Here is a 14,371-nt window from a genome sequence, read left to right on the forward strand (position 1 = left end):
GCGTCAAGGGCGAATGCAACCTGGGCCAGCAGGAGATCGGGTTCCGGTACGACGAGGCGCTGGTCACCTGCGACAACCACACGCTCTACAAGAACGGCGCCAAGGAAATCGCCGACCAGCACGGCAAGAGCCTCACGTTCATGGCGAAGTTCGACGAGCGCGAAGGAAACAGCTGCCACATCCACCTGTCGTTCCGAGGGACGGACGGTACGGCGGTGTTCGCCGACGACGACGACCCGCTCGGGATGTCGCCGATGTTCCGCAGCTTCGTCGCAGGCCAGCTGGCCACCCTGCGCGAGCTGGCGCTCTTCTACGCACCGAACATCAACTCCTACAAGCGTTTCGTCGACGGTAGCTTCGCGCCCACCGCCGTCGCGTGGGGCATGGACAACCGCACGTGCGCCCTGCGCGTGGTCGGTCACGGACACGGCATGCGGATGGAGTGCCGAGCGCCGGGCGGTGACGTCAACCAGTACCTCGCCGTCTCCGCGTTGATCGCGGGCGGCCTGCACGGCATCGACCAAGGCCTCGAGTTGCCTGAGGCGTGCGCAGGCAATGCGTACACCAGTGGCGCCCAACGCCTTCCGACCACCCTTGCCGAAGCTGCCAGGCTGTTCTCGGAGTCGACGGTGGCGCGCGAGGCGTTCGGCGACGAGGTCGTCGAGCACTACCTGAACAATGCCCGCATCGAGTTGAAGGCCTTCGACTCGGCGGTGACCGACTGGGAGAGGCGACGTGGATTCGAGCGCCTCTGAGACACCCCGCCGCCCAAGTGTCGGGCTGACCACCTATCTGCAACAGGCCCAGACCGGAGTGTGGGACGTGCGGGCGAGCTTCCTGCCCGCTGTTTACGTCGAAGGCGTCACCTCGGCAGGCGGGATCGCGTTGCTGCTTCCGCCGCAGCCGGTCGACGACGCCGTCGTCAAGCGCGTGCTCGACGGTCTCGACGGTCTGGTGATCACCGGAGGACGCGACGTCGACCCGGCGAGCTACGGACAGGCTCCGCACCCGAGCACCGACGAGCCGGCGCGAGACCGCGATGCATGGGAATTCGCCCTGGTGCGTGGGGCATTGGCGCGCGGCCTACCACTGCTCGGCATCTGCCGCGGTGCGCAGGTTCTCAACGTCGCGCTCGGCGGCACGCTGCACCAGCACCTGCCCGACGTCGTCGGCCACTATCAGCATCAATTGGGCAACGCCGTGTTCAGCACCTCGTCGATCCAGACGGTGCCAGGAACTCGGCTGGCCGCATTGATCGGCACCGCCACCGACGCTCAGTGCTACCACCACCAGGCCATCGCCGAGCTCGGCACGGGGCTGATGGCCAGTGCATGGGATTCGGACGGCGTGGTCGAAGCCATCGAAATTCCCAGCGATACCAGCCAGGCATTCGTTCTGGCCGTCCAGTGGCACCCGGAGGAGCGGCTCGACGATCTTCGGCTGTTCGCCGGTGTCGTCGAGGCAGCCGCAGCCCATGCATCGAAGAAGCAGTCAACCCTGGAGAGGAACAGCGCGTGAGCACGTCGACATTGATCAACCCGGCGACGGAGGAGGTGCTGCGCACCGTCGAGCTGCTCGACGTCCCCGCCGTCGACGATGCGGTCGCGCGCGCACGATCGGCACAGAAGCTGTGGGCCAAGCTGGCGCCAGCCGAACGGGCCGGCGCGTTGCGCTCGTTCGCCGCGCAGGTCGATGCCCACGTCGACGAGCTCGCGGCGCTTGAGGTGGCCAACTCCGGACACGTGATCGGCAACGCCGAATGGGAGGCGGCCCACGTCCGCGACGTGCTGCAGTTCTACTCGGCGAGCCCGGAGCGCATGTCCGGCAAGCAGATTCCGGTAGCGGGCGGGCTCGACGTCACGTTCAACGAGCCGCTCGGCGTCGTCGGCGTGATCGCGCCGTGGAACTTCCCGATGACCATCGCGTCGTGGGGCTTCGTGCCTGCGCTCGCCGCGGGAAACGCCGTGCTGGTCAAGCCGGCCGAGATCACCCCGCTGACAACCATGCGGCTGGCGGAACTCGGACTCGAGGCAGGCCTTCCCGAAGGACTCTTCCAGGTATTGCCAGGCAAGGGATCGGTGGTGGGGGAGCGGTTCATCAGTCACCCGGACGTCCGCAAGGTCGTCTTCACCGGCTCCACCGAGGTGGGCATCAAGGTGATGGCGGGGGCCGCGCAACAGGTCAAGCGGGTGACGCTGGAACTCGGCGGCAAGAGCGCGAACATCGTCTTCGACGATTGTGACCTGGCCAAGGCCGCCGCCACCGCACCCTACGGCGTGTTCGACAACGCGGGCCAGGACTGCTGCGCGCGCAGCCGAATCCTGGTTCAGCGCAACGTCTATGACAAGTTCATGGAGCTGCTCGAGCCTGCGGTGAAGGGCTTGGTAGTCGGCGATCCGGCATCTCGGGACAGCGAAATGGGACCACTGGTGTCCCGGGCGCACTTCGACACCGTGTCGTCCTACGTGCCCGACGATGCGCCCGTCGCCTTCCGCGGCTCGGCACCGACGGGGCCGGGATATTGGTTCCCGCCAACGGTTCTCACTCCGCAACGCACCGATCGTGCGGTCACCGAGGAGATCTTCGGGCCGGTCGTCACCGTGCTTCCATTCGCCGACGAGGCCGACGCGATCGAGCTCGCCAACGACAGCCCTTACGGCCTGTCCGGGTCGATCTGGACGGATAACCTGTCACGCGCGATGCGCGTGTCGCGTGCGGTGGAATCCGGCAACCTGTCGGTGAATTCACACTCGTCGGTTCGCTACAACACGCCGTTCGGTGGCTTCAAACAATCGGGGCTGGGGCGCGAACTCGGTCCTGATGCGCCGCTGCACTTCACGGAAACCAAGAACGTCTTCTTTGCGATTGGAGAACTCTAGATGGATCTGACCCAGCGGCTCGCAGGCAAGGTCGCCGTCATCACCGGCGGGGCCAGCGGTATCGGGCTCGCGACGGCCAAGCGGATGCGGGCCGAGGGCGCGACGATCGTCATCGGTGACATCGACCCGGCGACGGGCAAGTCCGTCGCCGAGGACCTCAACGGCACGTTCGTCCAGGTCGACGTCTCCGATCAAGCGGCGGTCGACACATTGTTCGACACCGCGGCGGAGAAGTACGGGTCGGTCGACATCGCCTTCAACAACGCGGGCATCAGCCCGCCGGATGACGACCTGATCGAGGTCACCGGCATCGACGCGTGGGACCGCGTGCAGGACATCAACCTGAAGTCGGTCTTCTTCTGCTGCAAGGCCGCGCTACGGCACATGGTGCCCGCGCAGAAGGGGTCGATCGTCAACACCGCGTCGTTCGTGGCGGTGAACGGCTCGGCGACGTCGCAGATCTCGTACACCGCGTCCAAGGGCGGCGTGCTCGCCATCTCGCGGGAACTCGGAATTCAGTACGCCCGGCAGGGAATTCGCGTCAACGCGCTGTGCCCCGGACCGGTGAACACCCCGCTGCTGCAGGAGTTGTTCGCCAAGGATCCGGAGCGCGCCGCGCGGCGGCTGATACACGTGCCGATGGGACGGTTTGCCGAACCCGACGAACTCGCCGCCGCGGTGGCCTTCCTCGCCAGCGACGACGCTTCCTTCATCACCGGGTCGACGTTCCTGGTCGACGGCGGCATCACCGGCCACTACGTCACGCCGCTGTGATCCCGTGACTCCGGAGGGCAGGAGCGAAGCGACCCGGGAAATGACTCCGGAGGGCAGGAGCGACGCGACCCGGGAAACGGCCACGGCCGCACCGGATCCGCAGCCTGCCAGTGGGGCACTGCTGCGTCCGGTGCGCCTTGGCAACGCCTTCGAAGACACCGTCGGCAGGCTGCTGGAGACCATCCGGCTCGGTGTGCTCGAGCCGGGTGAGTCGCTGCCGCCGGAACGCGAACTGGCCACTCGGCTCGGTGTCAGCCGCGACACCGTCCGCGAGGCCATCAAGTCGTTGTCCGACGCCGGCTACCTGGTGTCGCGTCGCGGTCGCTACGGCGGCACCTTCCTCGCCGAGGATCTGCCAGCACCCAGTGCCGACGGAGTTCACTTCAGCCGCGCCGACATCGACGACGCCTTGCGCCTGCGCGAGGTACTCGAGGTTGGTGCGGCCCGAATGGCGGCCAGCCGGACACTGACTGCCGTCGACCGCGAGACACTGTGGGCCAGGCTGACGGACGTCCGGGGCGCCGCGCTCGAGGACTACCGCAGGCTGGATTCTCGGCTGCACCTCGCGATCGCCGAGGCGGCCGGTGCGCCGTCGCTGGTCCCGTTGGTTGCCGAGAACCGGATGCGCCTCAACGAACTGCTTGACCACATCCCGCTGCTCGCACGCAACATCGTGCACTCCGACGAGCAGCACGAGGCCATCGTGATGGCGATCCTCGCCGGGGACGCCGACGGCGCCGCCGAAACCATGACGGCACACGTCTGGGGATCGGCGTCGCTACTGCATGGGTTTCTCGACAGCTAGGCGTCTGCTAGTCCAGGGCCATCCGGTGGACTAAATTGCAGTCATGGAAGCTGGCGGCGAGGCGGTGGTGCGACGTGCGTCGTCGGCGCTCTCCGACGTCGACATCAACGGCTGGACGTTACGGTTCGACCTGCTGTCGGATCCCCATCGTCTCGAAATCCTGCTCAGCCTGCACCGTGCACCTGGCATCTGTGTGAGCGACCTGGCCACCGTCGTGGGCCGGTCGGAAAACTCCGTCTCCCAAGCGCTTCGGGTGTTGCGGCAACAGGGTTGGGTGAGCAGCACCCGGGTGGGACGCTCCGTCGCCTATCGGCTCGATGACGAGATCATTCACGATTTGCTGCACTGGATAGGCGCTGCACACGGTTGACCTGGCCCATCGCGCCCGTCAGTCGACATGAACATCTGTACAGCTAGACAGACGTGTGGCGCACCCATAGGGTCGAACACGTGAGTGTCAGTACGTCGGAGTCCCCGGCAACAACGAATGTTGCGAGCCGGCTGGACCGCACCGACTGGCTGTCCATCGCGGGCATGGGCGCCGTCGTCCTCTTCCTGCACCTCTTCGGTTGGGGAGTGCTGGTGCTCGGCGTCGCCCCGCAGCACATCACCCTGGGATCCACCGGCGTCTTCGGCGTCGGCATCGGGCTGACCGCCTACCTCCTCGGGGTGCGGCATGCCTTCGACGCCGACCACATCGCGGTCATCGACAACACCACCCGCAAGCTGGTCGGGGAGGGCAAGAAGTCGCTGTCTGCCGGGTTCTGGTTCTCCCTCGGCCACTCCAGCGTCGTGTTCGCGCTGGCCTTTCTGTTGGCACTTGGCGTCAAGGCGCTGCTCGGGCCTGTTCAGGACGAGAACTCGTCGATGCTGCAGACACTCGGACTGATCGGCTCCCTGGTGGCAGGGACGTTCCTGATCCTGATCGGCCTGACGAATCTCTTCGCCGTCGTCGGCATCGCCAAGGTGTTCCGCGAGATGCGCAGCGGTGACTACGACGAAGCCGAGCTGGAACGCCACCTGAACAGCCGTGGTTTCCTGGCCAGACTGCTCGGGCGGGTGATGCGGCGGGTCAGCAAGTCCTGGCACTTGTACCCGGTCGGGCTGCTCATGGGACTGGGCTTCGACACCGCGACGCAGGTGGCGCTGTTGGTGCTAGCGGCGGGCACCGCGGCCTTCACCCTGCCGTGGTACGCCGTGCTGGTCCTTCCGGTGTTGTTCGCAGCGGGCATGAGTCTGTTCGACGCCGCCGACGGGATCTTCATGGCCCGCGCGTACGGCTGGGCCTTCCTCAAGCCGATTCGCAAGGTCTATTACAACCTGACGGTCACCGTGCTATCGGTGTTCGTCGCACTGGTGATCGGCGTCATCGTGTTGATCGGCCTGTTGGTCGACCGCCTCGGCATCGAGTCAGGACCGTTGGCCTTCATCGGCTCTGTCGACCTCGAGTTCGTGGGTTTCACGATCGTCGGCCTCTTCGTCGTGGTGTGGCTGATCTCGCTTGCGGTGTGGCGTTTCGGTCGTATCGAAGAACGCTGGGATCCGTCGAGCTGACCCATCCGGCGGGTCAGGCGAACGGGTAGGGCCCGGCGAAGTCGCCGATCTGACTGGTGTGACTGATCAGCCCATCGCGTTCGTCCCAGTGATGGAGCATGATCGCTCGCGGCCCGTCGTGACTCGACGGTGGTGCTGAGGCCGCGAGCCTCAGGTCGATCTCCGTCGCCGTGCTAGGGCAGGAACAGATCACGGTCCCCGCCCAACGCCTCAGCACCGCCCGATGCACGTGCCCGCACAGCACGATCTCGACGTTGTCGAACCGCTCGATCACGGCGCGCAAGGCGGCGCCTTCGAAATACCGGTACTCGTCCAGGTACGGAATGCCGCAGACGAACGGCGGGTGATGAAGCATGATCAGCGTCGGCTTCGCGGTGTCCTGCGAAAGGGTGGTTGCGAGCCAGTCCAGACCGGCCGTGTCGAGGTGTCCGTGATGCAAGCCGGGCACCGTGGAGTCCAACCCGATGATGCGCACGGGATGGTCGTCGATGCAATAGTGCAGCGGCCCACGTCGAGGCAGATAGTCGTGGTCGGCGAAGGCGACGCGGAAGTTCTCCCGGTCGTCGTGGTTGCCGGGGATGACGAGGAACGGAATCGGCAGTCCGGCGAGGATGTCGCGCAGGTTGTCATACTCCGCCGGTTTGCCGTGATCGACCAGATCTCCGGTGATCAGCACCAGATCCGGGCGGCGGTCGATCGCGAGTACGTGCTCGACGGCCTCGGCCAGTCTGGCGTTGGAGTCGACGACGCCTTGGTAGAGAACACCTTTGGGCCGGACGTGGAGATCCGACAAGTGCGCTATGAGCACTGCCGTGCCTTGCGGCTGCGATTCATCGGTCAACCTTCACACGAATCTCACCGATGGGCGCGGCGGCGGGTTAGGCCCCTGAGCGTCGGGAGTTGACAGCAGAGCCCGGTCCGCCACATCGCCGAGCCCTACAACAGGCCGAGCAGCGCGTTCTCAATGACCTCTGGCAGTGCCGGATGAATCCAATATTGATTCTGGGCAACCTCTTTCGCGGTCTGACCGAAAGACATGGCCTGAATGATCGGCTGAATGAGCGAGGACGCCTGATGGCCCATGACGTGAGCGCCGAGGATCTTGCCCGTCGCGCGGTCACCGATCAGTTTCACGATTCCGTGCTCGTCCTCCATCGCCCAGCCGTACGCGGTGTCGCCATACTTCTGGACCTTGGTGACGACGTCATGACCACTTTCCCTGGCCTCGTCCTCGGTCATGCCCACCATCGCGATCTGGGGATCGGTGAACACCGCAGACGGGACGAATCGATGGTCGGAGGCGCGCATCGCGGAGGTGTCGTCCCAGTCGAGCAGCAGATTGTGCCGCACCACCCTCATCTCGTGGTTGGCGACGTGCTTGAGCTGATAGGCCGACGACACGTCGCCGAGGGCGAAAATCCCACGCGCCGTGGTGCGTTGATATTCATCGACCACCACCAGGCCGTCGTTGACTTCGACGCCTGCCAACTCGGCGTCGAGCTGATCGCCGTTCGGCACCCGCCCGGTGGCCACCAGGAGCATGTCGGCTTCGATCGTCTTGCCGTCGTCGAGCTGCAGGATGCTGCGATCGCCGTCCTGGTGGGCACCGACGACGTTCTCGTGGGTGCGCAGATCCCACTTCTCCGTCGCGATGTCGGTGAACGGGTAGCAGATCGACTCGTCGCAGTGCGTCAGCAGGCCATGCCCGCGGACCACGATGGTGACGCGCACACCGAGCGCGGAGAAGACGTGGGCGAACTCTGCGGCCACGAAGCCGCCGCCCACGATCACCAAGTGCTCGGGCAGCTCGGGGATCCGCATGATGTCGTCGCTCGTGTAGTACTCGACGCCGCACTCGGTGATGGCCGGGGGGATGTGCACGCGGGAGCCCGCCGCGATGACCACCTTGTCGGCGGTGAACTCGTCACCGGCGTCGGTGCGCAACGTGTAGCGCCCGTCGGGCTGGGTGGGGCCGAACCTGGTGTGGCTGGCGTACACCCGAACGTTGGGCAGGCCGCGCTTGTAGTCCGCGCCGCCCGCCGCGATCGGATCGATGCGGCCGAAGACGCGGTCCACGATGTCGGTCCAGCGCACCTTGTCCAGCGTGGAGTCGATGCCGTAACGCGAACTCTGCCTGATGCCTTCAGCGACCTCGGCGGCGTAGACGAACATCTTGGTTGGAATGCAACCGACGTTGAGACAGGTGCCCCCGAACGTGCCCTGCTCGCAAATGGCGACGCGCATCTCGCCATACCTGGCATCGACGCCAGGGTCGGGGATGCTGTTTCCCGAGCCCGTTCCGATGATCGCCAGATCGAAGTGTTCCACGTGGCTAGTCCCGTCCGAATTTCGTTTCTACGCTCCGGGATTCGGAGCCGAGGTAGTGGTCGAGCCAGCGGTCCAGCTCGCCGTAGGCGGCCGCTCGCGGCCCGGCCAGTGACAAGAACACATCGTGCTTGGCGTCGGTTATCGGCGCGATCGTCTGGCGGTTCCCGACACATCCGGCCCAGCGGGCGATCTGATCGACGTCCAGGACCGCGTCGCCCCGTTGGATGGCCTCGGGGTTCGGTGACTCGCGGAGGCTGTGGTCCGACCGGAGCAGGAGGTTCGGCACCCCGACGTCCAGACCGCGATGCAGTTTGGCCTGACCCCGCCGGATGGCGTTGATCCAGCCGAACGTGACGGGAAATCCACCGAGTGGTTTCAGATCGAGGTCGTAGTCGAACTCGCCGCCGTAGTCGCGATGAAGGCTGCTGCCGTAACCGCCAGGGGTGGGCTTGCGGATCACCTTCAGCTTGCGGAAGCGGGCCAGGGCGATCAGTGCCGCCGACGTTGGCGCCGCGCGCAGAATCGCCGGGCCCTGCAAGTCGAAGAATGGACTGTTGAGCACCAGCCCGCCGATGTGCGACGCGCCACCGCGCTGCCGGAGCCGATCCAGCCACAGCGTCGCGATCAGGCCACCCGCGGAGTGTCCGTACATGCACACCTCGACGAGCTCAGCACCGCTCGTGTCCGTCGCGATGATTCCCACCGCACGGTCCAGTTCGGCGTCATAACTCGCCAGATCGGTGGTGAAGTGCGGGGTTTGGCCCTGCCCGCGCGAGCGGCCGCACTTGTGCAGGTCCAGCGCATAGAAGGTGAACCCGTGATCGGCGAAGCGATCCGCCAACTCCGTGTTGAAGAAGTAGTCGGTATATCCGTGCAGTGCCAACACGGCGTGCCTGCCACGGCCACCGTCCCCACGCCGCACCAGGGTCGCGACGAGCTCGCCCTCACCGTGCGGGTCGGGGCCGAGCGGCAGGGTTTGCTGCCAATAGCCGGGCAGCACGTCGGGTTTCCAGGTGGGCTCCCCGCTGGGTTCCCTCGATGTCACGGCCTCAACTCTAGGCGGCCCTCGGCCGACCAACTGCGCGCGACGCGTACGGGATAACCTGGTAGCCCTGCAATCCGTGACGAGCGGGTACGCGACCACGAAGGGTCTGAAGATCAGGTGTCTGAGGTAGCTAAGACCGACGTCGTGCTGGTGGGCGCGGGCATCATGAGTGCCACGCTGGCCACATTGTTGAAGCTGATGGAACCCGACTGGTCGATCACGCTGGTCGAGCGGCTCGACGGAGCTGCCGCCGAAAGCAGCGATCCGTGGAACAACGCGGGCACGGGGCACTCCGCACTGTGTGAGTTGAACTACACCCCGCAGCGCGCCGACGGCACCATCGAAATCAACAAGGCCGTTCACGTCAACGAGCAGTTCCAGGTGTCGCGCCAATTCTGGGCTCATGCGGTGGAGAACGGCGTCCTGCCCGACGTGCGCAGCTTCCTCAATCCCATCCCGCACGTCAGCTTCGTGCACGGCGCCGAACACCTCGACTACCTCAAACGCCGTCGCGAGACGCTGGTCCAGAACCCACTGTTCGCGTCGATGGAGTACATCGACGATGAAGACGAGTTCGCCCGCCGGCTGCCGTTGATGGCGGCCAAGCGCGACTTCTCCGAACCCGTCGCACTGAACTGGACAACGGACGGCACCGACGTCGACTTCGGATCACTGACGCGGCAGCTGATGGGGTACGCCGTCAAAGGTGGGATGACGACGCTGTTCGGTCACGACGTTGGCGACCTGAGCAAGGAGTCCGACGGCAGCTGGACCGTGAAGATCACGAACCGACGCACGCGTGCGAAGCGCAAGATCAACGCGAAGTTCGTGTTCGTTGGCGCCGGCGGAGGTGCCCTGCCGCTGCTGCAGAAGTCGGGGATAGCGGAGGCCAAGGGCTTTGGCGGATTCCCCGTCGGGGGTCAGTGGCTGCGCACGGGCAATCCGGAACTGGCCGCCGCGCATCAGGCCAAGGTGTACGGCGCTCCACCTCTTGGTGCACCGCCGATGTCCGTGCCGCACTTGGACACTCGCGTGATCAACGGCCGTTCGTATCTTCTCTTCGGTCCGTTCGCCGGATGGTCGCCGAAGTTCCTCAAGCAGGGCAAGGTGACGGATCTGCCCTTCTCGGTGAAACCGAACAACCTGGCTTCGATGCTCGGTGTCGGCCTCACCGAGATGAGCTTGGTCAAGTATCTGATCGGGCAACTGCGTCTCAGTCAGACCGACCGCGTCGACGATCTACGGGAATTCGCCCCCAGCGCAGTTGATTCCGACTGGGAGCTCGACATCGCGGGACAGCGTGTTCAGGTGATCCGCCGCAAGGGCGCAGGCGGCGTGCTGGAGTTCGGCACCACCGTGCTCGCGGCCGCCGACGGCAGCATCGCGGGTCTGCTCGGCGCATCGCCGGGTGCCTCAACGGCCGTCCCTGCGATGTTCGACGTGCTGGAACGTTGTTTCCCCGACCAATTCCCGGGGTGGCAGCCCAAGCTCAAGGAGATGGTGCCGTCGTTCGGCATCGAACTGTCCAATGAGCCCAAGCTGTACGAGGAAGTGTGGAACTGGGGCACCAAGGTGCTCAAACTCGACAAGAAGGCGACGGACGTGCCCGCGGTCCCCGTATGACGGTCGCGCCGTGACGATCTCACCCCGTCGAAGTTGGGCGAAGGATCTCGACGCCGCCACGCTCTATGAGTTGCTGAAGCTTCGAGTGGAGGTCTTCGTCGTCGAGCAGGCCACCCCGTATCCGGAGTTGGACGGACGTGATCTGCTGGCCGAGACGCGGCACTTCTGGCTCGAGGACCCCGACGGGAAGGTCATCTCGACCCTGCGGCTGATGGAGGAACATCCCGCTGGGGAGAAGGTCTTTCGCATTGGCCGGGTGTGCACCAAGCGCAGCGACCGGGGCCACGGTCATACCAGTCGGCTGCTGCAGGCGGCGCTCGCCGAGGTCGGCGGCGACCCTTGCCGCATCGATGCCCAGACGTACCTCGAAGAGATGTACACCAAGCACGGCTTCGTCCGTGACGGCGAGGAGTTCCTCGACGACGGGATCCCGCACATTCCCATGTTGCGGCGCAGCGGACTTCATGGCGCGGGCTGACGCCCAGTCACGGCTCGGCATGGCGGCAACCTCTAAGCTCGCCGGGTGACCGAGAACGCCTACCTCGTCGGCCTGCGCCTGAACGGCCGCAAGGTCGTCGTCGTCGGCGGGGGCAGCGTGGCACAGCGTCGGATACCGCTACTGCTGGCCAACGGCGCCGACGTCCACGTCGTCACCCGTGCGGCGACGCCTGCCGTGGAGGCGCTCGAGGGCATCACCCTCGTCCTGCGTGACTTTCGCGCCGGCGATCTCGAGGGTGCCTGGTATGCGATCGCGGCGACCAGTGAGCCTGCCGTCAACGAAGCCATCGTCGCGGAGGCCGAACGGCTGCGGATCTTCTGTGTGCGGGCCGACATCGCCCGCGACGGCACCGCCGTGACTCCCGCCTCGTTCGAGTACGACGGTCTCAGCGTCGGGGTACTGGCCGGTGGCGAGCACCGTCGTTCGGCCGCCATCCGGTCGGCCATCCACGAGGCGCTGCAGCAGGGCGTGATCGTCGCCGACTCACCCAATTCGGCACACACCGGCGTCGCCTTGGTCGGCGGCGGTCCAGGTGACCCCGAGCTCATCACCGTCCGCGGCCGCAGGCTTCTCGCCCAGGCCGACGTCGTGGTCGCCGACCGCCTGGCACCGCAGGAGCTGTTGGCCGAACTCCCGCCCCACGTCGAGGTCATCGACGCTGCGAAGATTCCCTACGGCCGTTCCATGGCGCAGGACGCGATCAACGCGGTCTTGATCGACCGTGCCAGGGCAGGCAAATTCGTCGTGCGGCTCAAGGGGGGCGACCCCTACGTCTTCGCGCGGGGTCACGAGGAGCTGTTGGCGTGCGCCGACGCCGGGATTCCGGTCACCGTCGTGCCAGGTGTGACAAGTGCCATAGCAGTTCCTGCCGCGGCGGGCGTCCCGGTCACACATCGGGGGGTCACACACGAATTCGTGGTGGTCAGCGGCCATGTTGCGCCGGGGCACCCCGAATCGTTAGTGAATTGGGATGCGCTGGCCGCGCTGTCCGGCACGATCGTCCTGCTGATGGCGGTCGAACGGATCGAACTCTTCGCCAAGGTGTTGTTGGAAGGCGGCCGACCAGCCGATACGCCGGTGCTGGTGGTTCAGCACGGGACCACTGCCGCGCAGCGGACGTTGCGCACCACGCTCGCCGACGCGCCTGAACAGATTCGCGCGGACGGCATTCGACCTCCCGCGATCATCGTGATCGGCGCTGTGGCGGCCTTCGCCAATTAAAGGATTCTTAAGATTACTGTAAGGTAATCTGGCATGACGGCTCTCAACGATGCAGAGCGCGCCGCCATCGAACGAGATGCGGAAGACGCCGGCGAGCGGGTGCTGCCCACGCCAATCACGCAGGCCCAGATCATCCGGAGCAGCTGGTATCCGGCCTGGCTGCCGTCGCGCCGGTTCGTCGCCGCGGTCATCGCGATCGGCGGCATGCAGCTACTGGCGACGATGGACAGCACCGTGGCGATCGTGGCGCTGCCGAAGATCCAGAACGAGCTCGATCTGTCCGATGCGGGCCGCAGCTGGGTCATCACCGCATACGTCCTGACCTTCGGCGGCCTGATGCTGCTGGGTGGTCGGCTCGGCGACACGATCGGCCGCAAGCGCACCTTCATCGTCGGCGTCGCGCTGTTCACCATCGCCTCGATCCTGTGCGGCGTCGCATGGGACGAGAGCACGCTCGTCATCGCTCGGCTGGCCCAGGGTGTCGGCGCGGCCATCGCGTCGCCCACCGGACTGGCCCTGATCGCGACCACCTTCCCGAAGGGTCCCGCCCGCAACACGGCCACGGCGGTATTCGCTGCCATGACCGGCGTCGGCTCGGTGATGGGCCTCGTCGTCGGTGGCGCTCTCACCGAGGTCTCGTGGCGCTGGGCGTTCCTGGTGAACGTCCCTGTCGGTCTGGTGATGATCTACCTGGCCCGCCGGACCCTTCGCGAGACGCACCGCGAACGCATGAAGCTCGACGCTGCAGGCGCCATCCTTGCGACGCTCGCGTGCACTGCGGCCGTCTTCGGCTTCTCGATGGGCCCGGAGATGGGCTGGATGTCCACGCTCACGCTGTCGTCGGGCCTGGCGGCGGTGGTGTTCTTCGCCGCGTTCGTCTACGTCGAACGCACCGCGATCAATCCCGTCGTCCCGTTCAGCCTGTTCCGTGACCGCAACCGGGTCGCCACCTTCGCGGCGGTGTTCCTCGCCGGCGGCGTGATGTTCACGCTGACCGTCCTGATCGGTCTGTACGTGCAGGACATCATGGGCTACAGCGCACTTCGCGCGGGCATCGGGTTCATCCCGTTCGTGGTGGCGCTTGGCATCGGTCTCGGCTTGTCGTCGTACCTCGTCTCGATCCTCCCGCCGCGCGTGCTGGTGATCGTCGGCGGTGTGTTCGTCCTCGCGGCGATGCTGTACGGCTCCACGCTCCACGGCGACATCCCGTACTTCCCGAACCTGGTCATCCCGATAACCGTCGGCGGCTTCGGCATCGGCATGATCGTCGTACCGCTCACGGTGTCGGCGATCGCAGGTGTCGCGTTCGACGAGATCGGCCCGGTCTCCGCGATCGCCCTGATGCTGCAGAGTCTCGGCGGCCCCGTCGTGTTGGCCATCATCCAAGCGGTCATCACGTCGCGGACGCTGTATCTCGGCGGCACCACCGGCCCCGTCAAGAACATGGACGCGGCGCAACTGCACGCACTCGATCAGGGCTACACCTATGGGCTGCTGTGGGTCGCGGCGGTCGCCGTCATCGTCGGCATCGTCGCGCTGTTCATCGGCTACACGGCCCAGCAGGTCGCCCAGGCACAGGAAGTCAAGGAAGCAATCGACGCGGGCGAGATCTAGCTCGGTCGGTCCTCCGTTTCACGAGGGTC

At 66.0% G+C, this 14,371-nt stretch carries 14 protein-coding genes; 11 read left to right on the top strand and 3 right to left on the bottom strand.

What is annotated here, in order from left to right:
- From QOD90_RS04035 to nicT, 7 genes are all read left to right on the top strand, one after another.
- Positions 1–755, top strand: a 755-nt coding sequence (locus QOD90_RS04035; RefSeq protein WP_526346917.1) for a glutamine synthetase family protein, incomplete at its 5' end; no start/stop codon positions are given.
- Positions 736–1,518 carry a gamma-glutamyl-gamma-aminobutyrate hydrolase family protein gene (locus QOD90_RS04040; RefSeq protein ID WP_526346919.1) on the top strand — a complete coding sequence of 261 codons (783 nt, stop codon included), beginning with the start codon at positions 736–738 and terminating at the stop codon, positions 1,516–1,518. The genes QOD90_RS04035 and QOD90_RS04040, both read left to right, overlap by 20 nt.
- Positions 1,515–2,879, top strand: coding sequence for an aldehyde dehydrogenase family protein (locus tag QOD90_RS04045; RefSeq protein WP_526346921.1), 1,365 nt, complete (start codon positions 1,515–1,517; stop codon positions 2,877–2,879). The genes QOD90_RS04040 and QOD90_RS04045 overlap by 4 nt, the downstream gene beginning before the upstream one ends.
- Entirely contained in the window at positions 2,880–3,653 is a 774-nt protein-coding gene (locus tag QOD90_RS04050; RefSeq protein ID WP_526346923.1) for a 3-oxoacyl-ACP reductase, read from the top strand.
- A gap of 40 nt (positions 3,654–3,693) precedes the next feature.
- A complete protein-coding gene (locus tag QOD90_RS04055) occupies positions 3,694–4,458 on the top strand; it encodes a FadR/GntR family transcriptional regulator (protein WP_526346925.1) in 765 nt (254 codons plus the stop codon).
- A gap of 43 nt (positions 4,459–4,501) precedes the next feature.
- Positions 4,502–4,828: an ArsR/SmtB family transcription factor gene (locus QOD90_RS04060; protein WP_526346927.1), complete on the top strand. Its 327-nt coding sequence runs from the start codon at positions 4,502–4,504 to the stop codon at positions 4,826–4,828.
- Positions 4,829–4,908: 80 nt separating this feature from the next.
- Positions 4,909–6,012 (top strand): Nickel transporter NicT, encoded by a 1,104-nt coding sequence (nicT, locus tag QOD90_RS04065; protein ID WP_526346929.1) that lies wholly within the window; start codon positions 4,909–4,911, stop codon positions 6,010–6,012.
- 13 nt (positions 6,013–6,025) lie between these two features.
- Here the strand turns inward: nicT and QOD90_RS04070 are convergent, their stop codons facing one another.
- The 3 genes from QOD90_RS04070 to QOD90_RS04080 form a co-directional block, all read right to left on the bottom strand.
- Positions 6,026–6,820 (bottom strand): phosphodiesterase, encoded by a 795-nt coding sequence (locus QOD90_RS04070; RefSeq protein WP_526346931.1) that lies wholly within the window; start codon positions 6,818–6,820, stop codon positions 6,026–6,028.
- A gap of 128 nt (positions 6,821–6,948) precedes the next feature.
- On the bottom strand, positions 6,949–8,340 hold the full coding sequence (gene mtr, locus QOD90_RS04075) for a mycothione reductase (RefSeq protein WP_526346933.1): 1,392 nt from the start codon (positions 8,338–8,340) through the stop codon (positions 6,949–6,951).
- 4 nt (positions 8,341–8,344) lie between these two features.
- Positions 8,345–9,385, bottom strand: a complete 1,041-nt coding sequence (locus QOD90_RS04080; protein WP_526346935.1) for an alpha/beta hydrolase — start codon at positions 9,383–9,385, stop codon at positions 8,345–8,347.
- Between the two features lie 117 nt (positions 9,386–9,502).
- Here QOD90_RS04080 and mqo point away from each other — a divergent pair, with 117 nt between their 5' ends.
- From mqo to QOD90_RS04100, 4 genes are read left to right on the top strand one after another with little or no spacing between them, the layout of a single operon-like run.
- Positions 9,503–11,008 (top strand): malate dehydrogenase (quinone), encoded by a 1,506-nt coding sequence (gene mqo / locus QOD90_RS04085; RefSeq protein WP_526346937.1) that lies wholly within the window; start codon positions 9,503–9,505, stop codon positions 11,006–11,008.
- 10 nt (positions 11,009–11,018) lie between these two features.
- Complete coding sequence (locus tag QOD90_RS04090; RefSeq protein ID WP_526346939.1) at positions 11,019–11,486, top strand: GNAT family N-acetyltransferase; 468 nt, start codon at positions 11,019–11,021, stop codon at positions 11,484–11,486.
- 45 nt (positions 11,487–11,531) lie between these two features.
- Complete coding sequence (gene cobA / locus QOD90_RS04095) at positions 11,532–12,728, top strand: uroporphyrinogen-III C-methyltransferase (protein ID WP_526346941.1); 1,197 nt, start codon at positions 11,532–11,534, stop codon at positions 12,726–12,728.
- A 33-nt stretch (positions 12,729–12,761) separates the two neighbouring features.
- Positions 12,762–14,342: an MFS transporter gene (locus QOD90_RS04100; protein ID WP_526346943.1), complete on the top strand. Its 1,581-nt coding sequence runs from the start codon at positions 12,762–12,764 to the stop codon at positions 14,340–14,342.
- Positions 14,343–14,371: the final 29 nt, after the last annotated feature.

Origin of the sequence: Mycobacterium sp. (assembly GCF_032161845.1) — a bacterium.
Classification (GTDB): Bacteria; Actinomycetota; Actinomycetes; order Mycobacteriales; family Mycobacteriaceae; genus Mycobacterium.